General features: G+C 55.7%; 21 protein-coding genes. 16 read left to right on the top strand and 5 right to left on the bottom strand.

Features of this window, described 5'->3' with window-relative positions:
- The first annotated feature begins 2 nt into the window (after positions 1-2).
- Both hrcA and ACG74X_RS03355 read left to right on the top strand, forming a co-directional pair.
- Complete coding sequence (gene hrcA, locus ACG74X_RS03360; protein ID WP_411232722.1) at positions 3-1067, top strand: heat-inducible transcriptional repressor HrcA; 1065 nt, start codon at positions 3-5, stop codon at positions 1065-1067.
- A gap of 10 nt (positions 1068-1077) precedes the next feature.
- Positions 1078-1644, top strand: coding sequence for a nucleotide exchange factor GrpE (locus ACG74X_RS03355; protein ID WP_411232721.1), 567 nt, complete (start codon positions 1078-1080; stop codon positions 1642-1644).
- Here ACG74X_RS03355 and mutS read toward each other — a convergent pair.
- Positions 1641-4268 (bottom strand): DNA mismatch repair protein MutS, encoded by a 2628-nt coding sequence (gene mutS / locus ACG74X_RS03350; protein ID WP_411232881.1) that lies wholly within the window; start codon positions 4266-4268, stop codon positions 1641-1643. The genes ACG74X_RS03355 and mutS overlap by 4 nt on opposite strands.
- Before the next feature lie 108 nt (positions 4269-4376).
- Between mutS and ACG74X_RS03345 the strand changes: the two genes are divergently transcribed.
- On the top strand, positions 4377-6632 hold the full coding sequence (locus ACG74X_RS03345; protein ID WP_411232720.1) for an NADP-dependent malic enzyme: 2256 nt from the start codon (positions 4377-4379) through the stop codon (positions 6630-6632).
- A 3-nt stretch (positions 6633-6635) separates the two neighbouring features.
- The gene (locus ACG74X_RS03340) at positions 6636-7511 is read left to right on the top strand and encodes a ribokinase (RefSeq protein ID WP_411232719.1); all 876 of its coding nucleotides are present in this window, start codon (positions 6636-6638) and stop codon (positions 7509-7511) included.
- Here the strand turns inward: ACG74X_RS03340 and msrA are convergent.
- Positions 7508-8170, bottom strand: coding sequence for a peptide-methionine (S)-S-oxide reductase MsrA (msrA, locus tag ACG74X_RS03335; protein ID WP_411232718.1), 663 nt, complete (start codon positions 8168-8170; stop codon positions 7508-7510). The two genes, ACG74X_RS03340 and msrA, sit on opposite strands and share 4 nt — an antisense overlap.
- A gap of 158 nt (positions 8171-8328) precedes the next feature.
- Between msrA and ACG74X_RS03330 the strand changes: the two genes are divergently transcribed.
- A complete protein-coding gene (locus ACG74X_RS03330; protein WP_411232717.1) occupies positions 8329-9045 on the top strand; it encodes an HAD family hydrolase in 717 nt (238 codons plus the stop codon).
- Positions 9046-9071: 26 nt separating this feature from the next.
- Here ACG74X_RS03330 and ACG74X_RS03325 read toward each other — a convergent pair whose 3' ends face one another.
- Positions 9072-10301: an argininosuccinate synthase gene (locus ACG74X_RS03325; protein ID WP_411232716.1), complete on the bottom strand. Its 1230-nt coding sequence runs from the start codon at positions 10299-10301 to the stop codon at positions 9072-9074.
- 145 nt (positions 10302-10446) lie between these two features.
- Here ACG74X_RS03325 and ACG74X_RS03320 point away from each other — a divergent pair, with 145 nt between their 5' ends.
- Together ACG74X_RS03320 and ilvA are read left to right on the top strand one after the other, a co-directional pair.
- Positions 10447-11157, top strand: coding sequence for a hypothetical protein (locus ACG74X_RS03320; RefSeq protein ID WP_411232715.1), 711 nt, complete (start codon positions 10447-10449; stop codon positions 11155-11157).
- A 37-nt stretch (positions 11158-11194) separates the two neighbouring features.
- Positions 11195-12421: a threonine ammonia-lyase IlvA gene (ilvA, locus tag ACG74X_RS03315; protein WP_411232714.1), complete on the top strand. Its 1227-nt coding sequence runs from the start codon at positions 11195-11197 to the stop codon at positions 12419-12421.
- A 17-nt stretch (positions 12422-12438) separates the two neighbouring features.
- On the opposite strand, the gene ACG74X_RS03310 is transcribed toward ilvA, so the two are convergent.
- Positions 12439-12771, bottom strand: a complete 333-nt coding sequence (locus ACG74X_RS03310; RefSeq protein WP_411232713.1) for an Hpt domain-containing protein — start codon at positions 12769-12771, stop codon at positions 12439-12441.
- Positions 12772-12923: 152 nt separating this feature from the next.
- Here ACG74X_RS03310 and ACG74X_RS03305 point away from each other — a divergent pair, with 152 nt between their 5' ends.
- A complete protein-coding gene (locus ACG74X_RS03305) occupies positions 12924-14189 on the top strand; it encodes a PP2C family protein-serine/threonine phosphatase (RefSeq protein WP_411232711.1) in 1266 nt (421 codons plus the stop codon).
- Here ACG74X_RS03305 and ACG74X_RS03300 read toward each other — a convergent pair.
- Positions 14157-14618, bottom strand: a complete 462-nt coding sequence (locus tag ACG74X_RS03300) for an NUDIX domain-containing protein (RefSeq protein WP_411232709.1) — start codon at positions 14616-14618, stop codon at positions 14157-14159. The genes ACG74X_RS03305 and ACG74X_RS03300 overlap by 33 nt on opposite strands.
- Before the next feature lie 89 nt (positions 14619-14707).
- Between ACG74X_RS03300 and ACG74X_RS03295 the strand changes: the two genes are divergently transcribed.
- From ACG74X_RS03295 to ACG74X_RS03260, 8 genes are all read left to right on the top strand, one after another.
- A complete protein-coding gene (locus ACG74X_RS03295; RefSeq protein ID WP_411232707.1) occupies positions 14708-15697 on the top strand; it encodes an Hsp33 family molecular chaperone HslO in 990 nt (329 codons plus the stop codon).
- On the top strand, positions 15690-16286 hold the full coding sequence (locus tag ACG74X_RS03290) for a CoA pyrophosphatase (protein ID WP_411232705.1): 597 nt from the start codon (positions 15690-15692) through the stop codon (positions 16284-16286). The genes ACG74X_RS03295 and ACG74X_RS03290 overlap by 8 nt, the downstream gene beginning before the upstream one ends.
- Positions 16283-17428: a CCA tRNA nucleotidyltransferase gene (locus ACG74X_RS03285; protein ID WP_411232703.1), complete on the top strand. Its 1146-nt coding sequence runs from the start codon at positions 16283-16285 to the stop codon at positions 17426-17428. Before ACG74X_RS03290 ends, ACG74X_RS03285 begins: the two co-directional genes overlap by 4 nt.
- 140 nt (positions 17429-17568) lie before the next feature.
- A complete protein-coding gene (locus tag ACG74X_RS03280; RefSeq protein WP_411232701.1) occupies positions 17569-19443 on the top strand; it encodes an ABC transporter ATP-binding protein in 1875 nt (624 codons plus the stop codon).
- A complete protein-coding gene (locus ACG74X_RS03275) occupies positions 19440-21266 on the top strand; it encodes an ABC transporter ATP-binding protein (protein WP_411232699.1) in 1827 nt (608 codons plus the stop codon). The genes ACG74X_RS03280 and ACG74X_RS03275 overlap by 4 nt, the downstream gene beginning before the upstream one ends.
- 82 nt (positions 21267-21348) lie before the next feature.
- On the top strand, positions 21349-22569 hold the full coding sequence (locus tag ACG74X_RS03270) for a class I SAM-dependent RNA methyltransferase (RefSeq protein ID WP_411232697.1): 1221 nt from the start codon (positions 21349-21351) through the stop codon (positions 22567-22569).
- Between the two features lie 12 nt (positions 22570-22581).
- Complete coding sequence (locus tag ACG74X_RS03265) at positions 22582-23346, top strand: ion transporter (RefSeq protein WP_411232696.1); 765 nt, start codon at positions 22582-22584, stop codon at positions 23344-23346.
- A gap of 97 nt (positions 23347-23443) precedes the next feature.
- Positions 23444-23929 carry a L,D-transpeptidase family protein gene (locus ACG74X_RS03260; protein ID WP_411232695.1) on the top strand — a complete coding sequence of 162 codons (486 nt, stop codon included), beginning with the start codon at positions 23444-23446 and terminating at the stop codon, positions 23927-23929.
- Positions 23930-23942 lie beyond the last annotated feature (13 nt).

Below are 23942 nucleotides of genomic sequence, written 5' to 3'. Positions count from 1 at the left end.
GTTTGAGCGACGGATCAAAACTCTTGGATGAACTCAATGACCGCTCTCGCGAAGTGTTTCGCAAGGTGGTCGAAGGGTATTTGTTCAACGGCGAACCTGTTGGTTCTCGTACATTGACGCGCACGCTGGATGAAAAGGTCTCGGCGGCGACGGTGCGCAACGTCATGCAGGATCTGGAGTTTCTTGGCCTTCTGGACAGCCCACATATCAGTGCCGGGCGCGTGCCCACGCAGCTGGGCTTGCGAATGTTTGTTGATGGCCTGTTAGAGGTGCGCGACCTCGATCAGGACGATCGCGAAAAGATTGATGCGACCGTCACAAGCAATTCGCAAGACGTGAGCCAAATCCTTGATCGCGTCGGATCGGCGCTCTCGGGTGTGACGCAGGGCGCGTCCCTGGTTTTGACGCCGAAACATGAGGCCGCGATCAAGCATATCGAATTTGTACCCGTAGGTGGCGATCAAGCGCTTGTCGTTTTGGTGTTTGCCGATGGTCATGTCGAAAACCGGTTGTTCACACCCCCGCCGGGACAAACGCCCAGCTCTATGCGCGAAGCGGCGAATTTTTTGAATGCGCTGGTCGAAGGCAAAACGTTGTCTGAACTTCGGAAAACGATCAAGGATGACATTGTTCGCAAGCGACAGGAACTGAACACCCTTGCTGCCACGCTGGTCGAGCAAGGTATCGCGATCTGGGATGACGAAGACGGCGCACCAGAGCGGTTGATCGTGCGCGGACGGTCGAATCTTTTGGCCGAAGATGCACATGCCGAGGAACTGGACCGGATCAGAGAACTGTTTGATGATCTGGAGCGCAAGCGGGACATCGCCGAATTTCTGGAACTGACCGAAGAAGGCGACGGTGTGCGCATTTTTATTGGGTCTGAGAACAAACTTTTCTCACTTTCGGGTTCCTCTTTGGTGGTCTCTCCATATATGAACGCTGATCGTAAGATAATCGGTGCGGTCGGGGTCATTGGCCCGACACGGCTTAACTATGGGCGGATCGTGCCGATTGTCGACTACACCGCGCAGCTTGTCGGGAAAATGCTCGGCGACCGGAATTGAGGGTAAGAATATGGCCGAAACAGATCACACAAAAGATTTTCTGGATAGCCTTGCTGAGGCCGAGGCAGAAGAAAATGAAGCGCTTGAAGAAGAGATCAGCCATGAAGCCGCTGATCTTGATGCGTTGCGTGCGGAACGCGATGATCTGAAGGACAAATTCATGCGTGCCTTGGCAGAGGCCGAAAATGCGCGCAAAAGGTCAGACAAAGATCGGCGCGAGGCGCATCAATATGGTGGATCACGGCTCGCACGGGATTTGTTGCCGGTTTATGACAACCTGCAACGTGCCGTTGACGCGATTCCCGAGGATCAGCGCGAAGCGTCGAAAGCGTTTATCGAAGGTGTTGAGCTGACCATGCGGGAATTGCTGAACGTCTTTGCCAAGCACGGTGTTCAGGCCATCAAACCCGAAGTGGGCGACAAGTTCGATCCGCAATTGCACGAAGCCATGTTCGAAGCCCCGGTTCCCGGAACGCAAGCAGGCGACATCATTCAGGTCTCGGCCGAAGGGTTCATGCTTTATGATCGTCTTTTGCGTCCTGCCCAGGTGGGTGTCAGCTCGACACCGAAGTCCTAATCGTCTTGCATCAGCGCCTTGAGGTCATACAGAGCCTGTAACGCCTCAATTGGTGTCATTTGGTCGGGGTGCAGATCTTTGATCTGCGCCTCGATTTTGTTTTCTTCGATCGGTTTTGCAGGCTGAGGCGTGTTTGCGACAGCGGAAAACAACGGCAGATCGTCAATCAACGCCTTGGGTGACGTGTTTTCCCGTTCCCCTTGTTCCAGCGCGTCCAAAACCGAGCGCGCGCGGGTGATGACCGCCGGCGGCAATCCGGCAAGTTGGGCAACCTGCACGCCATAAGACCTGTCTGCCGCACCATCGCGCACCTCGTGCAGAAAGATGACATCGCCATCCCATTCGCGCACGGCCACGGTTGAATTGCGAACTCCGTCCAGCTTTGACGCAAGTGCGGTAAGTTCGTGATAATGTGTGGCAAACAAGGCGCGCACCTTGTTGACCGATTGCAAGTGTTCCAAAGTGGCCCACGCGATCGAAAGACCATCATATGTCGCTGTGCCGCGCCCGATTTCGTCAAGGATCACCAACGCGCGGTCGTCCGCCTGATTCAGGATTGCAGCCGTTTCCACCATTTCCACCATAAATGTAGAGCGGCCTCGGGCCAGATCATCTGACGCCCCGACGCGGCTGAAAATCTGGCTGACCAGCCCGATATGCGCCGACGTCGCCGGTACATAAGACCCGACCTGCGCCAACAGCGCGATCAACGCGTTTTGGCGCAGATAGGTTGATTTACCGGCCATGTTAGGGCCGGTCAAAAGCGTGATCGAGGCGGCATCGTTTTCCGCTGATAGGGTGCAATCATTGGCAACAAAATTGCCGTCCGCCTGCGCTTTCAAGGCGCGTTCTACTACCGGGTGACGCCCCGCCTGAATGTCGAAGGTCCGGCTGTTGTCAACTTTCGGGCGACACCAGTCCAGATCTGCGGCCAAATCTGCCAGCGCTGTTGCCACATCGAATTCCGCCAGAGCGCCGGAAAGCGCGTTCAGGGCTGGTTGCTCTGTCAGGATGGCATCACTTAAGGCGATATAGAGACGCTTTTCGATCTCAAGCGCTTCGCTTCCGGCATTGAGAATACGTCGTTCCAATTCGGACAGCTCGACCGTGGTAAAACGGATCTGGTTGGCGGTGGTCTGGCGGTGAATGAAGGTTTCATTCAAAGGCGGTGCCATCATCTTTTCTGCGTGGGTCGCGGTTGTTTCGATAAAATAACCCAACACATTGTTATGCTTGATCTTGAGCGATGAGACCCCTGTCTGCTGAGCATATTGCGTCTGCAGCGCGGCAACGACGCCGCGGCCTTCATCGCGCAGCTTGCGGGCCTCATCCAATGCAGCATCATAGCCCTGCGCAATAAATCCACCATCCCGTGTAAGAAGGGGTGGTTCGGCAATTAGAGCGTCATCCAGATGGGCAAGAAGATCGGCGTGGCCTGTCATAGATGCCGCAGCCGACTTTAACGGATCTGGCAACGATATCGTCTCTAACAAAGCTGAAATCGCCTCTGCTTGCTCTAATGCGTTGCGGACAGCGGCCATATCTCTTGGCCCTCCGCGATCCAGTCCCAGTCGGGAAATGGCGCGATCCAAGTCCGGCACGCGTTTCAGGGCGGTTCTGATCCAATTGGCTGAATTTGTGTCCTCAATGGCCCAGCTGATCGCATCCTGACGAGCGTGAATTGTTGTCAGGTCACAAGACGGTGTCGACAGACGACGTTCCAACAACCGCGCCCCACCGGCCGTTGCCGTACGGTCAATGACAGACAAAAGTGATCCTGCGCGTCCCCCGCCAAGACCGTGGATCAGTTCAAGATTGCGCCGTGTCGCTGCATCAATCTGCATGGAGGCGCTTAGCTTTTCCTGTTGAGGCGGTCGCAAAAGCGGCAGACGGCCTTTCTGTGTGAGGTCAAGATAATCGACCAACGCGCCCATCGCCGACAGTTCAGCGCGCGAAAACTGACCATAAGCGTCAAGCGATGAAACACTGAATTGCTGAGTCAACCTGGTTAACGCGCCCGTTGAATCAAAGCTGGATTTACCAAGGAACGTGGGTGTCAGGGTCAGGTCTTCAAGGATGGATTTGACAGTTTCACCCTCTCCGTCTGCTATCAAAATTTCAGCAGGCGACAATTGGGCCAATTCCGGCCCGACCCGCGCAAGGGACAGAGGCAAGACATGAAGCGCGCCTGTTGAAATATCGGTCCAGGCAAGCGCCCATTCGTCTCGGACACAGGCCAAAGCGGCCAAAAAGTTGTGCCGTCGCGCCTCTAGCAGTGTTTCTTCGGTGAGTGTTCCCGGCGTGACCAATCGGACGACGCCCCGCTTCACAACGGATTTCGATCCGCGTTTCTTGGCTTCTGCCGGTGTCTCCATCTGCTCGCAGACCGCGACGCGAAAACCCTTGCGGATCAAGGTTAACAAATATCCTTCGGCGGAATGGAACGGCACGCCGCACATGGGGATGTCATCGCCCGCGTGTTTGCCGCGTTTGGTAAGGGCAATGTCCAACGCCTCTGCCGCCGCAACTGCGTCATCAAAGAACAATTCGTAAAAATCACCCATCCGGTAGAACAACAAAGCATCCGGATATTGTGATTTTATTTCCAAATATTGCGCCATCATGGGTGTGACGGCCGATTTATTCGCGTTCACCAGCTTCCCCTCGGTGCTTTGGCGTGACATTAAGGCGGGCGACCCGGGTGGAAAACCCGAATTTGACTGCGAGGCTCCATGTCCAACACAAAATACACCCGCGAAGAGGCGTTGACCTTCCACCTCGAACCCATTCCGGGCAAGTGGGAGGTGCAAGCCACAGTCCCGCTGACCACCCAGAGAGATCTGTCTTTGGCCTATTCGCCGGGCGTTGCGGTGCCTTGCGAAGATATCGCCGAAGATCCGGGGCTGGCATATGATTACACCAACAAAGGTAACCTTGTCGCGGTCATTTCCAACGGAACGGCGGTTCTGGGTCTGGGCAATCTGGGCGCTTTGGGGTCGAAACCGGTGATGGAAGGCAAATCCGTTTTGTTCAAGCGGTTCGCCGACGTCAATTCCATTGACATAGAGCTGGACACCGAAGACCCGGACGAATTTTGCAAGGCGGTCAAACTCATGGGGCCCACCTTTGGCGGTGTGAACCTTGAAGATATCAAGGCCCCTGAGTGTTTCATCATTGAACAGCGGCTCAAAGAAGAGATGGATATTCCGGTCTTCCACGATGACCAACACGGCACAGCGGTGATTTGCGCGGCTGGATTGATTAACGCGCTGCATCTTTCAGGGAAAAAGATCGAAGATGTGAAGATCGTCCTGAACGGGGCCGGTGCCGCCGGAATTGCTTGTATCGAGTTGCTCAAACGGATGGGCGCGCGGCATCAGAATTGCATCGTCGCTGATACCAAGGGCATCATCTATCAGGGTCGCACCGATGGCATGAACCAGTGGAAATCGGCGCACGCAGTAAAAACCGACGCGCGCACATTGGAAGACGCCATGGTCGATGCAGATGTGTTTTTGGGTGTCAGCGTCAAAGGCGCGGTGACGCAAGACATGGTTCGGTCGATGGCAGACAACCCGGTGATTTTTGCCATGGCGAACCCGGACCCTGAAATTACACCGGAAGAGGCGCACGAGGTTCGGGTCGATGCCATCGTTGCAACGGGACGCAGCGATTACCCCAATCAGGTCAACAATGTTCTGGGGTTTCCCTATCTGTTCCGGGGGGCGCTTGATATTCACGCCCGCGCAATCAATGACGAAATGAAAATCGCCTGTGCGCAAGCATTGGCAGAGCTTGCCCGCGAGGATGTTCCCGATGAGGTTGCTTTGGCCTATGGCACCAGCCTGTCATTTGGCCGTGACTATATCATCCCGACGCCGTTTGATCCCCGATTGATTCACCGCGTGCCGCCCGCTGTCGCCAAGGCAGGTATGGATACCGGTGCAGCACGCCGTCCGATCATTGATCTCGAGGCGTATGAAGACACGCTCAAGTCGCGTATGGACCCCACCGCGAGCATCCTACGCGGGATCAATACCCGCGCCAAATCTGCTCAGGCGCGGATGATTTTTGCCGAAGGCGACGACCCGCGCGTTTTGCGGGCGGCGGTGATGTATCAACGGTCGGGCTTTGGCAAAGCGTTGGTCGTGGGCCGCGATGCCGATGTGGCAAGCAAGCTTGAGGAGGCCGGACTGGGCGACGCCGTCAGAGAGATCGAAGTTGTGAACGCCGCCAAGACACCGCATTTAGAGCGCTACAAAGATTATCTTTATGGCCGTTTGCAGCGCAAAGGGCATGACAGCGAAGACATTCACCGCCTTGCCGCGCGTGACAGACATGTGTTTGCGGCTTTGATGCTTCAACAAGGGCATGGCGATGCTTTGGTAACCGGGGCGACGCGAAAGTCAGCGCATGTGATGGAGTTGATCAATCACGTGTTCGATGCCGATGCGGCGCATGGGGCGGCCGGGGTTACGGCGTTGCTTCACAAGGGTCGGATCGTGCTGATTGCGGATACGCTGGTTCACGAATGGCCGGATCAGGAAGATTTGGCCACCATTGCAGAGCGGGCGGCCGAAGTTGCCCGGTTGATCGGGCTTGAACCGCGCGTGGCGTTTGTGTCGTTTTCGACTTTTGGGTATCCGGTGTCAGAACGGGCCGAGAAAATGCACCTCGCGCCCGAAGTTCTGGACCGGCGCGGCGTGAATTTTGAATATGAGGGGGAAATGACCGTCGATGTCGCCCTTAACCCGCAGGCACAGACCAATTATCCGTTCCAGCGGCTGACCGGACCGGCAAATATCCTTGTTGTGCCAGCGCGCCATTCTGCGTCGATTTCGGTTAAATTGATGCAGGAAATGGCGGATGCCACGGTAATTGGGCCGATTCTTGCCGGGATCGACAAGTCAATCCAGATTTGTTCCACCACCATGACGGCAAATGACATTCTAAACATGGCTGTCCTGGCGGCGTGCAAAGGCAAATAAACCATGGCGGTTTTTAATCTGGGCTCGATCAATGCCGATTTGTTTTACCAGGTGCCGCATTTGCCAGTGCCCGGTGAAACGCTGGCATCGACGGATCATCGTCGGGGTCTGGGTGGCAAAGGGGCCAACATGTCGGTCGCGATTGCCCGTGCGGCGGCCAGGGTTGTTCATATCGGTGCTGTGGGTCTTGATGGGCGCTGGGCGGTGGATCGGCTATTGGAATATGGCGTTGATACGCGCTTTGTTTCAGAGCTGGAGCATCAGACCGGACATGCAATTATCATGGTCGATGCCAACGGGGAAAACGCTATTTTGCTGTTTCAGGGCGCAAATCATGCACTGTCAGAGCCACATGTCGCAGCCGCTCTGCACCATGCCACTGAGAAAGACACGTTCCTGTTTCAAAACGAAACATCGGCACAATTGAACGGCGCAACATTGGCGTCAGCCAAAGGTCTGCGTGTGGTCTATGCAGCGGCACCTTTCGATGCAGAAGCGGTTCAGGCGGTTTTGCCATTGCTTGACATAATTGTGATGAATTCCGTCGAAGCGGACCAGCTTTGCGCAGCTATGGACACGCCTCTGACGGATCTTCCGGTGCGGGATATTGTGGTCACGCTGGGTGGTGATGGGTGCCGATGGCTGAACAGGGATCTGGGTTCAGACCAGGTGTTCCCGGCCGTGCCGGTGGTTCCCGTCGATACAACCGGGGCGGGCGACACGTTTACCGGGTTTCTGGTGGCTGGGCTGGACCGGGGCATGCCGATGGAGCAGGCGATTGCCCTGGGCCAGCAAGCTGGTGCCATTATGGTCACGCGTCATGGGACGGCAGATGTCATTCCGGATCTCAAAGACGTTCAGGATGCCCGTTTCTCCTAATTAGAGACGAACGGCGCGGCATTTCCCCAAAGCTCTTTCACACGGTCATCCCGACCACAGCCATCGCGATAGCGCTTGTATGCGTCGCTTTGTTTGATCGGTCCGAACCGCGTGAGAACCCGATTGGAGCCTTTATAGTAGTCTTGGTGATAGTCTTCGGCGTCATAAAAGGTTTTAGCGGGCAGGATCGGTGTGACGATGGGCTGTCCCAATTGGGACCGCGCTTTGGCCTTTGCGGCCTCGGCTGCCGCTTTTTGCGCCGGATCAGAGACGAAAATCGCCGTTGCATAGCTTTGGCCGCGATCACAAAACTGGCCGCCTGCATCTGTTGGATCAATGGACCGGAAGAACATGTCATAAAGCTGTTCCAGGCTTAGCTGCGCGCTGTCATATGAGATCTTTACTGCCTCATAATGCCCTGTCCCGCCACGGGTCACCTGTTTGTAGGTGGGATTGGCCGTGGTTCCGCCGGTATAGCCGGACACGGCTTCATGAACGCCCTTGACGCGTTCAAAATCTGCTTCCACGCACCAAAAGCATCCCCCGGCGACGACAATGTGATGTGTTTCACCAGCTTTGCCAGAGGCGGTCTGGATAAACAGTCCTGCTACGATTGCAAAGGCAAGGGCAACTGGACGCGAGCGACGAAGTTGGCGCATCAGGAAACTCCTTCATTTTGCAGTCATATTGCGACAGGATCTTCGTGGTCTGCAATTTCCGAATGAGATGTTCACCGGAAGGTGACAGTCGGTTACCGCTTGTGCGTCGCGCGCAGACCGATACCTATTCCGAAAATGATGCAGAAAGGAGCGGTCCAATGAGACTGGCGATGTGGTCTGGGCCCCGCAATTTATCCACCGCGATGATGTATTCGTTTGCGCAGCGCCGCGATTTTGCGGTGGTCGACGAACCCTTTTATGGACCATATCTTCGCTTGACAGGGCTTGATCATCCGATGCGCCAAGAGGTTCTGGCGTCGCGTCCCGAAACGGAATTTGAGGTGGAACAGAGCCTGATTGGACCGATCCCCGACGACAAACCAAACGTGTATCACAAACACATGTGCCAACACATGCTGCCCGGTATGCCAAGGACGTTTATCGCGCAGTGCACAAACGTGTTTCTTATTCGGCATCCGCAACGCGTTGTCGCTAGTTTTGCGAAGGGTTATCCAAAATTGACGGTTGATGATGTCGGCTTTCACCAACAATCTAGGCTTTTTGACGAGGTGGGTGCTTTGGGTCAGACGCCGGTGGTCATCGACAGTGAGGATATACGCACCGATCCCAAGCACGCGTTGCGCGCGTTGTGTGATGCGATCTCTCTCGAATGGGATGCATCCATGTTGTCATGGTCGAAGGGCGGGCATCCGTCAGATGGTGTTTGGGCTGCGCATTGGTACAAAAGCGTTCATCAATCGACAGGATTTGCCGGACCCGAAGGCCCCATGCCTGATGTTGGCGATCACCAGACCCTTGTCAAAGCTTGCATGCCGCATTTCAAAAAAATGAGTGCCTGCAAGCTTCGACTTTGATGTCGCGTATTGGCTTGTGTTCGAGTCTAATTTTTTTTCAGGCGACGGTTCCGCGAGGCAAGCAGTTTCAGGCGCAATGCGTTAAGCTGGATAAAGCCTTGCGCGTCTTTCTGATCATAGGCACCGGCGTCCTCCTCAAAGGTGACATGCGCCTCTGAATACAGGGATTGATCCGACCAACGGGCCACGGTTTGCACAGAGCCTTTGAACAACTTCACGCGCACGGTGCCGCTGACATGTTCCTGGCTCTTGTCGATCAGCGCCTGCAGCATTTCGCGTTCCGGCGAAAACCAGAAGCCATTGTAAATCAGCTCTGCGTATTTCGGCATGATCGAATCTTTAAGATGACCCGCGCCGCTATCCAGGGTGATTTGCTCGATACCCCGATGGGCTTCCAACAAAACGGTGCCGCCGGGTGTTTCATAAATACCACGGGATTTCATGCCAACAAAGCGGTTTTCAACCAGATCAAGCCGCCCCACGCCGTGTTTGCCACCCAGTTCATTCAGCGTGGTGAGGATCGTGGCGGGGCTCATCGCTTCACCATTGATCGCAACAGCATCGCCTTTTTCAAAGGTGATCTCGACCATCTCGGGTGTGTCGGGTGCCTCTTCGGGATGCGTGGTGCGCTGATACACATAGTCAGGCGCTTCTTGTGCCGGGTCTTCCAGAATTTTGCCTTCAGACGAGGTGTGCAACAAATTTGCATCCACCGAAAAAGGCGCTTCACCGCGTTTGTCTTTGGCGATCGGGATCTGGTTTTTTTCGGCAAAGTCCAGAAGTTTGGTCCGGGACGACAAATCCCATTCGCGCCAAGGGGCGATAACCTTGATATCTGGGTTCAACGCATAGGCGGACAGTTCGAACCGAACCTGGTCGTTGCCCTTGCCGGTTGCGCCATGCGACACCGCATCGGCACCTGTTTGCTCTGCAATCTCGACCAGCCGTTTCGAGATCAAAGGCCGCGCGATTGACGTTCCAAGCAGGTAGATGCCTTCGTAAACTGCATTGGCGCGGAACATCGGAAACACAAAATCGCGCACAAATTCTTCGCGGATGTCTTCAATATAGATGTTTTCCGGTTTGATCCCCAGCATCACCGCCTTCTCGCGTGCCGGCTCCAGCTCTTCTCCCTGTCCCAGATCGGCGGTGAAGGTGACAACCTCGCAGCCGTATTCGGTTTGCAGCCATTTGAGGATGATCGAGGTATCGAGGCCACCGGAATAGGCCAGCACAACTTTTTTGGGCGCAGACATGGGTTTTCCTTTAACGGGTTTGCTGGGGCGATTACTTGTTTTTCCGGACAGGGGCAAGAAGTCGCCGTTTGACAATGATAAACCGACAAAAAAGGTGTGTGAGATGAAGGGTTGGCAGATATTCCGACATTCGTTCAATTTGGTGATGGCGAACCTGGACCAAGCGCTGCGGCTGTCGCTGGTGCTGTATGTTTTGCAAAGCAGTTACACGATTTACAGCTTTTTCAACCCACCACAAATGATGGAAATCGAAGGCACTCAAATGCCGGTGATGGACCCGGCGACCATTTTGCCAACGCTGCTTTTGGGGCTTCTGGCGATTATCGCAAGCCTTTGGATTGCGGTCGCATGGCATCGGTTTGCGTTGACGGGTGAAACAACATCCGGTTGGCTGCCACAGTTTCACGGGTCAGCGGTGCTTGGGTATCTTGGCAGGTCGTTTTTGATCGGGCTTCTTGTGATTCTGGCAATTGTTGTGGTGTCGATACCGGTTGGCGTCATCTCTATCGGTATTCCGGGATTGGCCGGTATCATGACGCTGGCCCTGATCGGGATCGCCGCGTATCTGTTTTTCCGGCTTGGTGTAATGCTGCCGGCGGCGGCGCTGGGCGAAAAGTTGAGTGTTGGTCAGGCGTGGGAGCAAACCCGTGGCGAAAGCGGAACGATTTTTACGCTGGCTCTGATTGTTGTCGGTGCAAGCATCGTGGTTCAACTGCCGTCGTGGTTCAATGATGACCCGACTTCGGTGATCAATGTGGTGTATTCTCTTGTTGTAAACTGGTTCGCCACGATCATTGGCATATCGGTTCTGACCACGCTTTACGGGCATTTCGTTGAAAACCGGCCAATCGACTAGGGGTTGCGGTTATTGGCAAAATGCCTAGGGGGACTGTATGACTGATTTTGCCCAATCCGCGCGCGACGCCACGCAGGCGATGCGCGATGTTTTCCCGCAGACCCCGTTGCAACGCAACGCGCATCTGTCGGACCTCTATCACGCAGAAGTCTATCTCAAGCGCGAAGATCTGTCCCCGGTAAGAAGTTACAAACTGCGGGGTGCGTTCAATGCGATGCGCAAACGGCCCGATGTTGGTGTCTTTGTGTGCGCAAGTGCCGGAAACCATGCGCAGGGCGTTGCCTATATGTGCCGCCATTTCGGGAAAAAGGGCGTGATCTTTATGCCGGTGACAACGCCACAGCAGAAGATCCAAAAGACATCCATGTTCGGGGGCGACAGCATCGAAATCCGCCTGACGGGGGATTATTTTGATGACACGCTGGCGTCGGCCCAGGCGTTCTGCGCAGAGTCCGGGGGGCATTTCCTATCGCCATTTGACGATGAGGATGTGATCGAAGGGCAGGCCAGTGTTGCGGTCGAAATGATGGAGCAGCTTGGTAAATGCCCGGACCATCTGGTGCTTCCGGTGGGCGGTGGCGGTCTGTCGGCCGGGATGCTGAGCTATCTTGGAACCCAGTGCCAATACACGTTTGTTGAACCTGCTGGCGGTGCGAGCCTGCGTGCGGCATTGGATGCCGGAAAACCTGTCAGTTTGGACACGGTAAACACCTTTGCCGATGGCGCAGCTGTTGGACAGATCGGGCAAAAGACATTTGCCCGGCTCAAGGATGTTGGTCTGGCCAATACACTGACCATCCGCGAGGATCGGTTGTGTACGACCATTCTTGAAATGCTGAACGTCGAAGGCATTGTTCTGGAACCTGCGGGTGCGTTGTCGATTGATGCCTTGCAGGATTTGGGCCAGTCCATTCGGGGTCGAACGGTGGTTTGTGTCACCACCGGCGGTAATTTTGATTTTGAACGTTTGCCCGAAGTGAAAGAACGCGCCCAGAAATATCTTGGGTTGAAGAAATACTTCATCCTCAGGCTGCCGCAACGCCCCGGCGCATTGAAAGATTTTCTGGGGTTTCTTGGCCCCGATGACGATATTGCCCGTTTTGAATACCTGAAAAAATCCGCACGGAACTATGGTTCAGTGTTGATTGGAATCGAAACCAAAAGAGCGTCCAGTTTTGATGATCTGTTTGGCAAACTTGATGCAGGTGGATTCACCTATCAGGATATCACTGACGACGATCTTCTTGCGCAATTTGTGATCTAGGATCATCATCGTCTAACCTAAGCCGCGTATCGTTTCGGATATTCGGTTTCAAAGGCTTTACGGGACTGGGCAAAAAGGTCTTTTAGGGCTTGCGGGTCAAATGTGACATGGCCCTGCGCGGCATCGCTTTCGCCCTTGCTGCACAGGATCGAAAGGTCGCTAAACCCAAGGTTCAGGGCAGACCCCTTCAGAAAATGCATCAAGGCCTGCATTTCGGCGTTGTTCCCCGCCGCCGCGTCGAGACGCAAAAGCGTGTCTTCCACTTCCGTCAGGAACAGGTTTGCCACCTCTTCAAAATCATCTGCACCGATTTCGCTGCGCAGTTCCGATACACGAACCCAGTCGATCATCACACAATCCTCCGCGGTTCTTGTTACCGGCTGATTATGAAGAAAACGCAACGATGTTTGGGTTATTCGTGACAATTATAGGTTTCATGTCTTGTTAAGGTCTCGACCGTAAGCCGCTTGCGGGGGCCAACGTGTGGGTTGGTGAAATGGGTATGTTACGGAACGCGCAATCCGCGTTCCCCAAAGTGCAGTCCGACTGCCTTCGTCGCGTTCTTGTTGTGGACGACAGTCGTGCACAGCGACGCATTCTGACTCTGATGCTCGAACGCTGGGGGTTCGAGGTGGCAGAGGCGGAAGATGCCGAAAAGGGTCTGACATTATGTGAAAGCTTCTATCCGGACTTGATCATTTCGGATTGGATGATGCCCGGCATGAGCGGTGTCGAGTTTTGCAAAGCGTTCCGCCGGATGAAGCGTGACAGATATGGGTATTTTATCTTGCTCACGTCAAAATCCGAAAAAGCGGCGGTCGCGTCAGGGCTTGAATCCGGTGCCGATGATTTTCTGACCAAACCGGTTCACGGGGATGAACTGCGTGCGCGTATCCTGGCAGGGGCGCGCATTTTGTCGATGGAGCAAGAGCTGCAAGCGAAAAACGGCGTTATCGCCAAAACATTGTCCGAGCTGCAAACCGTTCACGCGTCGATCAACAAAGACCTTCAACAAGCGCGCGTGTTGCAGCAATCGCTGATGCCGACCCGATCGGTGCGCTATGGCAAAAGCCAGGTCAGTGTCATGCTGCATTCATGTGGCCATGTTGGCGGGGATCTTGCCGGGATGTTCGGGGACGCGTGTGGTGATTTTGGCTTGTTCAATCTGGATGTCTCTGGGCACGGTATCGCATCTGCGATGATTACCGCTCGGGTCGCCGGGTATCTGACGTCAAAATACCCTGACGAAAACCTCGCTTTGCGCCGGTGTGGGGCGCAGGATGGATTCCTGCCACCCAAATGCGTGGCGTCCCGCCTGAACGCCCGGATGGTGGGGCAGAAGGGTGTTACCGAATATCTGACGATGGCGTATGTTCAGGTCGACGCGCAATCCGGGCGCACCCGGTTCGTGCAGGCAGGCCATCCGCCGCCGCTGTTGCTTCGCGCGACTGGTGAGGTGGCTTTTCTGGGGGATGGGGGCTTGCCCATCGGCCTGATAGAAGACGCGGAATACGAAGATCATACCGTTAAGCTGCATCCTGGCGACAAAGTGTTGCTGTATTCCGACGGGTTTACCGAAGCGATGCTGCCGGATGGTAGGATGCTGGATGAGGATGGATTTCTTGAAATTGTGAAATCGGTTGCGGCGGATCGGTCCGGTCCGGACTTTCTTGATGGTCTCTACGAGGCATTGCAAGCCAAAACCCGGTTTGCGCAGGACTTCGATGATGACATCTCAGCGGCGCTTTTGGAATATGGTGGCGTATGATGAAAAGCGGTCAACGAAATCCCGATCGCCGCTATTGGCCAAGTGTGACAGGGCCTCTTCGGCTGACATCCAAAGTGCGGTATGTCCGGGTTCTAAGGGTGGTCCATAACACCTCACGGGCAAAGCCATATAAATCAGGCACATTTTCTCGGCCCACAGATCGTATTCTGGCATATAGGTGAAACGACGATAGGCCCCCAAACGCATCGGGCGTGCAATCCGCCACCCGGTTTCTTCGTACACTTCGCGGATCAACGCCTGGACCGGGGATTCCCCGGGATCAACACCGCCCCCCGGCAATTGGATTTCTGGTTCGGGGGCATCCTGATGCGTCAAAAGAAGGCCACTTGCGCCGGGTAAGATTGCGTAAGCCCCGGTTCTCAACCTGTATGAGCGACCCGATTCCGGAGGTTCACCAAACCTGCGCATTGCTGCAATCCCTTTCTGACCCTTGGACCTGCTCTAAGGACTCTTATATAGACGCGGGTATGCCGGAGGGCGGCAAGCAAGGAAACCCCATGACACTTGGATCGAAACTCGCCTGGGACGACACTGTCCTGCCATTTCAGCTTGATCGCGCGGACATTCGTGGCCGTGTTACCCGTCTTGATGGGGTGCTGAGCGGTATTTTGAAACAACATAACTACCCACCTGCGGTCGAGGCGTTGGTCGCCGAAATGGCGCTTTTGACCGCGTTGATCGGCCAGACAATCAAATTGCGTTGGAAGCTGTCGCTTCAGGTTCAGTCCAAAGGTGCTGTGCGCATGATAGCGACAGATTTCTATGCACCCGAGGCGGAAGGAGAGCCGGCGCGCATCCGGGCCTATGCCAGCTTTGATCCGGACAAGATCACGGATGGCGCGCCGATGGATCAGATCGGAGAAGGCTACTTTGCCATTCTGATGGATCAGGGCGAAGGGATGCAGCCCTATCAGGGCATCACGCCTTTGGCGGGGAAAACGCTGGCGTCTTGTGCCGAAGCGTATTTCGCGCAGTCCGAACAGATCCCGACGAAATTCGCCCTGAGCTTTGGCCAATCGACCGAACCGGGCGTGGCGCAGCATTGGCGTGCCGGGGGTATTATGATCCAGCATATGCCCAAAGCATCGCCAAGTGTCTCTGGCGGGGGTTCTGGTGAAAAAGGGCTGTTGCTTGCCGAGGATCTTTTGAGCGATGACGAAGGCGAAAACTGGACTCGTGTGAATTTTCACTTGGCCACAGTCGAGGATATGGAACTGATCGGCCCATCCCTGCCAACGACGGATCTGCTTGTGCGGTTGTTTCACGAAGAAGACCCGCGTGTCTTTGATGCCTTGCCGGTGCGCTTCGGGTGTACCTGTTCCGAGGATCGTGTGCGCCAAAGTCTTTCGATCTATTCGGCGCGGGACATTGAAAAAATGACCACCGAGGAGGGCCGTGTCACGGCAGATTGCCAATTCTGCGGCGCGCATTACGACCTTGATCCGGCAAGCGTGGGGTTCGAGGCAAAAGAGGTGTCGGGTGAATGAACGTGAACGTCTTTTCTCTGCCTTGGCATCAACCAGCGGATCGTCCTCTGATTTTGATCTGAACCCAGATGTGATCTTGCCGGAAGGGCGTAAACTGCGCCCTGCCGGTGTATTGGTGCCTGTGTTGCGGCATGGGGCTGGGGCGCGGATGTTGTTGACGAAACGATCATCCCGCCTAAAGCACCATCCGGGGCAGATTGCGTTTCCCGGTGGCAAACAGGATGACACTGATTCTGACGTTATTGCAGCAGCCTTGCGCGAAGCAAATGAAGAGGTGGGGTTGCCTCAACAAGCTGTCGAAGTCCTTGGAACGCTTCCTCCGCACGAGACCGTAACGGGCTTTATGGTGACGCCTGTTGTCGGTTGGATTGACAGCGCATTTGACGTTTTGCCAGAGCCGGGCGAGGTGGATGAAGTTTTTACGGTGCCTTTTGAAAATGTCACCCGGATGGAGGATTTCACCATCCAGTTCCGGAGGTGGCGGGGAACACGGCGGCACTATTATACGGTTCCGTTCGGTCCTTATTACATCTGGGGCGCGACAGCGCGTATTCTGCGTGGACTGGCAGAGCGCATGGAGGCCGTATGAAAGTGTCTGGAGACTGGCTTGGCGCAGAGGCAACACAAGCGGTGTTTTCGGCGCTGACTGCGACGGGACATCAGGCGTTTGCCGTTGGCGGATGTGTGCGCAACACCGTGCTGGGTGTGCCTGTCACCGATGTGGACATTGCCACCGACGCCACACCCGAAACGGTTCAGGCTTTGGCAAAAGAGGCTGGTATCAAATCGGTCCCGACCGGCATTGACCACGGCACGGTGACGTTGGTGTCAGGTGGCACAGGGTACGAGGTTACCACGTTCCGGGCCGACACCGAAACGGATGGGCGTCATGCCATCGTGCAGTTTTCCACAGATATGACAGAAGACGCGCGGCGTCGTGATTTCACGATGAATGCGCTTTATGCCGATGCGTCGGGCCAGGTTCTTGACCCGCTGGATGGTTTGCCTGACCTGCAGGCGCGGCGCGTGCGGTTTATTGGGGATGCCACCGCCCGGATCACCGAAGATTTCTTGCGTATTCTGCGGTTCTTCCGGTTTGCCGCTTGGTATGGTGATCCTGACCTTGGGTTCGATTCCGATGCGCTTGCTGCGATTTCGGCAAACCTAGACGGGTTGACCACGCTCTCCCGCGAGAGGGTCGGGGCGGAATTGGTCAAGCTGTTGTCGGCCCATGATCCGGCCCCTGCTGTTGGGTCGATGGCGCAAACCGGCGTATTGATTGCAATCCTGCCCGGCAGCGATATGCGCGGTCTTGCGCCATTAGTGCATCTTGAGCAGGAGCATGGCATCGCACCCGATCCGATGCGGCGGTTGGCGTGTTTGGGCGTTTTCGATGGCGCGTCGCTGCGGCTGTCAAAGACATCACAACGGCAACTTACCCAGTATCAGAGCCTTATCTCTGGGTCTGAAACAGCGGCAGAGTTGGGATACCGATACGGGGCTGATGTGGCGACAAGCGTGATCTTGCTGCGCTCTGCTTTGCTGGAAACACCGCTTGATCCGGTTTGCCTTGATGTTGCTGCCGATGCTGCATCGGCAAAATGTCCGGTCAAAGCCTCGCATTTGATGCCCGAATTTTCCGGGTCGGCATTGGGCGAAAAGCTAAGGGAAATCGAAGCGCGCTGGATTGCATCGGGATTGACCCTGACGAAAGAAGAGCTTTTGCGCTGATCCATTTCCCTTTTGGGCGACGCGCAGCTAATGTGCGCCTGTCACGACGGACAACACCGAACACAACACTATATCTTACTGCGGGCGCTTTCACTTTGAACGCGTGTTGCTTGCCGTTTTGCACCCAAGGAGACACGCCTGTGTTCCGTTTTTTTGAAAACATGGTCGATCCGTATGGACGGTATGACGAGACGGACACGCCGCCAACAAAGCTGCTTCCGTTCATGCTGGACTATTCCAAGCCGTTTAAGCGGGTGTTTGGCTACGCGGCGCTGATGTCTGTGGTGGTTGCCTCTATCGAGATTGGCTTGATTTGGGCAATGGGATGGGTTGTTGACATCCTTGCCGGCGATCCCGCGCAGGTGTGGGACAGCTATGGCATCTGGTTGATTGCGCTGGCTGTGTTCATCTTGTTCATCCGCCCCGCGTTGCAGGCATTGGATGTGCTTTTGCTGAACAACACCATCCTGCCGAATTTTGGAACCTTGATCCGGTGGCGCGCGCATAAACATGTGTTGCGGCAATCGGTTGGCTGGTTCGAAAACGATTTTGCCGGCCGCATTGCCAACCGGATCATGCAGACACCTCCGGCCGCCGGAGAAGCGGTGTTTCAGATCTTTGACGCGCTCACGTTTTCCATCGCCTATGTCGTCGGTGCGTTGATCCTGCTGGGTCAAGCCGATCCGCGGCTGGCGATTCCGTTGATCGGGTGGCTGTTTTTGTATAGCGCGCTTGTGGTCTGGACCGTGAAACGCGTCGGCCCTGCCTCTGAGGCCGCGTCTGACGCGCGATCCGAGGTGACGGGCCGCGTTGTGGACAGCTACACCAATATCCATTCGGTCAAAATGTTTGCCCATGATGATCACGAACTGGCGTATGCCCGCGACGCGATCGAAAAAACGCGCAAGACTTTTCAATACGAAATGCGGCTTTTCACCATCATGGATGTGGTGCTTGTCACGCTGAACGGTCTTTTGATCGTCGCTGTTGTCGGCTGGGCATTCTGGCTATGGATGCAAGGCCAGGCCAGCGTTGGCGTCGTGGCGGCGGCCACTGCATTGACCTTGCGGCTGAATGCGATGACCGGATGGATTATGTGGGCGCTGACATCGTTTTTCCGCCAGCTGGGCGTTGTGTCTGAGGGGATGCAGACCATTGCGCAGCCCATTTCACTGGTCGATGCGCCGGATGCCAAGCCGCTTCGGCTTGATCGGGGCAAGATTGAAATTCAGTCTCTAACACACCATTACGGGCGCGAGTCGGGTGGGTTGGATGCTATTGATCTGACAATCGCTCCGGGTGAAAAAGTGGGTCTGATCGGGCGATCCGGTGCGGGCAAATCCACCTTGGTCAAACTGCTGCTGCGGTTTTATGACCCGGAACGCGGCCGTATTCTGATTGATGGTCAGGACATCACCAAGGTCACACAAGACAGCCTGCGATTGGCCATTGGCATGGTGCAACAGGACAGTTCGCTGCTGCACCGGTCGGTGCGCGACAACATCCTGTATGGCCGTCCGGCGGCATCGGAACAGGAGGTTATCGCGGCGACCGAACAAGCTCAGGCGCATGAGTTCATCAAGGACTTGACCGATCCGCAGGGCCGGGTGGGATATGATGCGCAGGTGGGCGAACGAGGTGTCAAACTGTCCGGCGGCCAGCGCCAGCGTGTGACCCTGGCGCGCGTCATCCTGAAGGATGCGCCGATTCTTCTGCTGGACGAGGCCACAAGCGCTCTTGATTCCGAGGTCGAAGCGGCGATTCAGGATACGTTGTATGGCATGATGGAAGGCAAAACCGTAATCGCTATCGCGCACCGTTTGTCGACAATCGCGCATATGGACCGAATTCTTGTCATGGATAAGGGCAAGATCGTCGAAGATGGCACCCATGACGCGCTTTTGGCGCAGAAAGGGCTATATGCAGCTTTCTGGGCGCGTCAATCTGGCGGATTTATCGCCACAGACCCTGACGCAGACATGACCACAAAGACTGATACCGAGGCTGCAGAGTGAAACTGTTCTACATTGATCCATTTGCCGAGGCAGACGGGCCACCGCCCAAAACACTGGGCGCATTTTTTGGCTGGGCGCTAAAGGGCAGCACACCTGTGCTTTGGCTGACGGGGGTGTTGTCGGTCATGGGCGGTGTGACCGAAGTGGTTGCAGCCATTCTGCTGGGGATGGTCATCGATTCTGCGCTGAACTCTGGCCCTGATGCGGTTTTTAGCGAAGGCGCTCCTCTGTTGCTTATGTCGCTTGGGTTTTTCCTTGTGCTGCGCCCGGCTTTGCTTTGGGCGAATGCCTATTCGCAGAACATCATGATGCAACCAAATGTCATGAACCTGACCCTGTCGCGGATACATCGCTATACGCTTGGACAGTCGGTGACGTTCTTCGACGATGATTTTGCTGGCCGAATTGCCCAAAAGGAAATGCAGACCGCCCGCGCATTGAACGATGTTGTGACCGAAGTTGTGCACACGGTGTTGTTTGCGCTTGCGTCGGTTGTCGGTGCGGTTGTCTTGCTGGGCACCGTTGATTGGCGCATTGCTCTGGGACTGACGGTCTGGATGGTGGCATATGGTTTCCTGATCCGGTTCTTCATGCCGCGCATCCGGGCCCGATCCAAGGCGCGCGCCTCTGCGCGTGCGATGGTGACGGGGCAGGTTGTGGACACTGTGACCAATATCAAGACGGTTAAATTGTTCGGTCGACAAGGCTACGAAGACACAGCGGCGCTGGGCGCGATGGGCGAATACCGACACCGTTTTCTTGAATTCAGCGCTGTGTCTGTGTCGTTCCGGTTCTGGCTGATGGCTTTGGCCGGTATCCTGCCCATTCTGCTGATTGGCGGCGCGTTGTGGTACTGGTCGCTGGGTCTGATTTCGGCAGGAGATATCGCAGCAACGGGCGCAATCAGCCTGCGGCTGGCGCAGATGACAGGGTGGGTCAGTTTCACTTTGATGAGTCTTTACGCCAATGTCGGAGAGGTCGAGGATGGAATGCGCACGCTGACACCGGATCAGACCCTGGTCGACGCCAGGAACGCGCGGGAACTGTCTGTCACTGAGGGACGTATTCATCTGGACGGCGTCGGGTTTGCTTATGGTCGTCAAACCGGTGGCGTTGACGACATTTCTCTGACCATACATCCGCGCGAAAAGCTGGCCATTGTCGGCGCATCGGGTGCCGGGAAATCGACATTGGTGTCGCTTTTGTTACGGCTCTATGACACCGAAAAAGGCGTGATTTCCATTGACGGGCAGGACATCTCCAAAGTGACCCAGGACAGCCTGCGGCATCAGATTGGAATGGTCACGCAGGAAACGGCCATGTTCAACAGGTCTGCGATGGACAATATCCGGTATGGGCGACCGGACGCGTCAGAGGCCGAGGTTGTCGAAGCTGCCCGCAAAGCCGAGGCGCATGATTTCATTCAGGATCTGGAAGATCATCGCGGGCGCACAGGATATGATGCGCATCTTGGGGAACGCGGTGTCAAACTGTCCGGCGGTCAACGTCAACGCATCGCGTTGGCCCGCGCCATTCTGAAAGATGCCCCGATCCTGATACTGGACGAGGCGACCAGCGCACTGGACTCCGAAGTCGAGGCGCAGATTCAGGCCGCATTGGAGCGTGTGATGGAGGGCAAGACCGTCCTGGCCATTGCGCACCGTCTGTCGACTATTGCGCGTATGGACAGGATCATCGTGATGGACCAGGGCCGCATCGCCGAAATGGGCACGCATGATGCGCTGCTGGCGCAAGATGGGCTCTATGCGCGCTATTGGGATCGGCAATCGGGTGGCTTTATTTCTGCGCAGGCTGCGGAATAATCGCGGCGCATCGACACTCTTTGACGGATGACGTTCAAGTCTGATCTGGACGGCAGGAATTTTTCCGGTCATGTCGCGTCGCATGACCACCTATCTTATTGAACGGCTCGGCCAGCATGGCGATGGTATTGCCACAGGCCCGATTTATGCACGCGGCGCATTGCCCGGTGAAACCGTGACGGGTGACCTTGATGGGGACCGTCTTCGCAACATTCGGATCGTTACCCCATCCGAGGATCGCGTGAAGCCGCCCTGCTCCCATGCCAAATCTTGTGGCGGATGCCAGCTTCAGCATGTCTCTGACAGATTTGCTTCCGAATGGAAGCGTGATGTCGTCCGGCATGCGCTGGCGGGTCAGGGAATTTCGATTGACCTCGACGCGCCGGTCACGTCAGCGCCCCAATCGCGCCGTCGTGCAACTTTTTCCGTCCGCCGCACAAAGAAGGGCGCTTTGGCCGGGTTTCACATGAAAGCCTCCGATACGATCATTTCGGTGCCACACTGTCAGCTGGTGCATCCCGATCTGACAGCAGCGCTACCAATGGTCGAAACGCTGGGCGTGCTGGGCGCATCCCGTAAGGGCGAATTGTCGGTCCTCGTCACGCGATCCGAGCTTGGCCTTGATATCGCTGTCACGGGCGGTAAGGACATGGACCTTACGCTGCATCAGGCGTTGTCTGATCTTGCGCGGGCATATGATCTTGCCCGGATCTCGTGGGATGGCGAAATCGTATTGCAGCGGCGGTCGCCTGTTGTGCGACTGGGCAAAGCCGAGGTGACACCACCGCCTGGTGCGTTTCTGCAAGCCACCAAAGAGGGTGAATCCGCGTTGGTTCAAAGTGTAAAACAGGCTCTGCCACGGCCCAAAGCCGTTGTTGACCTGTTTTCAGGATGCGGAACATTTGCCTTGCCGATGGCCGAGTTTGCACCCGTTCATGCCGTCGAAGGTGACCGCGACATGGTGAATTCGCTTGATCATGCATGGCGCAACACCGAAGGCCTGAAACGGATCACTCACGAGGCACGCGACCTTTTTCGCAATCCCCTTATCCCGAACGAGCTGAACAGGTTCGATTCCGCAATCATTGACCCGCCCCGCGCCGGAGCGGCTGCGCAAATTGCCGAACTGGCGAAAAGCACCGTGTCGCAAATTGCGCATGTTTCGTGTCACCCCACCACATTCGCGCGGGATACCGCCACTCTTTTGCGGGCGGGCTATGATCTTGAATGGGTAACGGTGGTTGATCAATTTAGATGGTCCACCCATGTCGAGGTGGCGGCGCTGCTCCGTCGTAACAAGTAAAGAGGCAGGCGAATGCGAAACAAGGTAGCGTCATTTCTGGAACAGCCGTGGGTGACGAATTTTATCATTGGCGTGATTGTGTTCAACGCCGTGCTTCTGGGTATGGAAACCTCTGACGCCGCGATGGCCTTGGCGGGTCCGCTGATCATATTCCTGGATCAGCTGTGCCTTGCAATTTTTGTCGTTGAAATTGGTCTGAAACTGTTTGCGCAGGGTTGGCGGTTTTTCCGAAGTGGGTGGAACCTTTTTGATTTCGTGATCGTGGGGATCGCCCTGGTGCCAGCCACGCAGGGGTTCTCGGTGTTGCGGGCGCTGCGAATTCTCCGGGTACTGCGGGTCATATCGGCCACACCGCGGCTGCGCCGGGTGGTCGAAGGGTTTATCACCGCGTTGCCGGGGATGGGCAGCGTGTTTTTGTTGATGGCGTTGATTTTCTATATCGGCGCGGTGATGGCGACAAAACTGTTCGGAGCGACATTCCCCGACTGGTTCGGTGGGCTTGGTCTATCGGCTTATTCGCTGTTTCAGATCATGACCCTGGAATCCTGGTCTATGGGGATCGTGCGTCCGGTGATGGAGGTTTATCCCTGGGCCTGGGCGTTTTTCGTGCCGTTTATCATGGTTACCACCTTTGCCGTGGTGAACCTTTTGGTCGGTTTGATCGTGAATTCCATGCAAGACGCACATGCGGAAGAATCAAACGAAAAGACGGATGCCTACCGTGACGAGGTGTTGCACAGGCTTGAAGCGATCGAAAAACGGCTGAATGAGCGCTGAGTTCACGTTTTCGTTTTTCCAATTCTTGCTAAACTCGTGTAAACTGTTTTCAAAATAATATCGGCAAACGAAAACGAACACAGGCAGTGTGTAATCAATGTTTCGAATTCTGTGTCTTCTGGCACTTCTCGTCGGGCTGACGGCCTGCGGCAAGTTCCCAACCTACGATGGCCCCGAGGTCACCCGCGTGGTGGTTCAAAAGGGCGAACGCAAAATGCATCTTCTGCACCATGATGCAGTGCTGAAATCCTATGATATCGGTCTTGGCTTTGCGCCGGTCGGTCACAAACAGGTCGAGGGTGACGGGCGCACGCCGGAAGGCGAGTATCTTATTGACCGGCGCAATCCAAACAGCAGTTTTTATTTATCGATTGGTATAGATTATCCCCGGCCGCGCGACATAGAGATTGCCAGTACCATGGGAAAATCGCCCGGCGGCGACATCTTTATCCATGGGCGACCATGGAAGAATCGCAAGGGTGGTCGGGATTGGACGTGGGGCTGTATCGCGGTCACAAATCGCGAGATGCGCGAGATTTATTCGATGGTGCGCAATGGCACGCCGATCACGATCAACCCTTGAATCAGGTCAAATT

This window comes from Marivita sp. S0852 (assembly GCF_046591575.1).
Taxonomy (GTDB): domain Bacteria; phylum Pseudomonadota; class Alphaproteobacteria; order Rhodobacterales; family Rhodobacteraceae; genus Marivita.
The sequence above is the reverse complement of the archived record's forward strand: the minus strand, read 5'-3'. Positions and strand labels throughout refer to the sequence as shown.

Coding starts and splice junctions, on each gene's coding strand:
- ACG74X_RS03325 (WP_411232716.1), bottom strand. CDS start 10,301: ATGTCTGCGCCCAAAAAAGTTGTGCTGGCCTATTCCGGTGGCCTCGAT.
- ACG74X_RS03270 (WP_411232697.1), top strand. CDS start 21,349: ATGACCACCTATCTTATTGAACGGCTCGGCCAGCATGGCGATGGTATT.
- ACG74X_RS03300 (WP_411232709.1), bottom strand. CDS start 14,618: ATGCGCAGGTTTGGTGAACCTCCGGAATCGGGTCGCTCATACAGGTTG.
- ACG74X_RS03285 (WP_411232703.1), top strand. CDS start 16,283: ATGAAAGTGTCTGGAGACTGGCTTGGCGCAGAGGCAACACAAGCGGTG.
- msrA (WP_411232718.1), bottom strand. CDS start 8,170: ATGCGCCAACTTCGTCGCTCGCGTCCAGTTGCCCTTGCCTTTGCAATC.
- ACG74X_RS03320 (WP_411232715.1), top strand. CDS start 10,447: ATGGCGAACCTGGACCAAGCGCTGCGGCTGTCGCTGGTGCTGTATGTT.
- ACG74X_RS03265 (WP_411232696.1), top strand. CDS start 22,582: ATGCGAAACAAGGTAGCGTCATTTCTGGAACAGCCGTGGGTGACGAAT.
- ilvA (WP_411232714.1), top strand. CDS start 11,195: ATGACTGATTTTGCCCAATCCGCGCGCGACGCCACGCAGGCGATGCGC.
- ACG74X_RS03355 (WP_411232721.1), top strand. CDS start 1,078: ATGGCCGAAACAGATCACACAAAAGATTTTCTGGATAGCCTTGCTGAG.
- mutS (WP_411232881.1), bottom strand. CDS start 4,268: ATGATGGCGCAATATTTGGAAATAAAATCACAATATCCGGATGCTTTG.
- ACG74X_RS03345 (WP_411232720.1), top strand. CDS start 4,377: ATGTCCAACACAAAATACACCCGCGAAGAGGCGTTGACCTTCCACCTC.
- ACG74X_RS03340 (WP_411232719.1), top strand. CDS start 6,636: ATGGCGGTTTTTAATCTGGGCTCGATCAATGCCGATTTGTTTTACCAG.
- ACG74X_RS03330 (WP_411232717.1), top strand. CDS start 8,329: ATGAGACTGGCGATGTGGTCTGGGCCCCGCAATTTATCCACCGCGATG.
- ACG74X_RS03295 (WP_411232707.1), top strand. CDS start 14,708: ATGACACTTGGATCGAAACTCGCCTGGGACGACACTGTCCTGCCATTT.
- ACG74X_RS03310 (WP_411232713.1), bottom strand. CDS start 12,771: ATGATCGACTGGGTTCGTGTATCGGAACTGCGCAGCGAAATCGGTGCA.
- ACG74X_RS03260 (WP_411232695.1), top strand. CDS start 23,444: ATGTTTCGAATTCTGTGTCTTCTGGCACTTCTCGTCGGGCTGACGGCC.
- ACG74X_RS03305 (WP_411232711.1), top strand. CDS start 12,924: ATGTTACGGAACGCGCAATCCGCGTTCCCCAAAGTGCAGTCCGACTGC.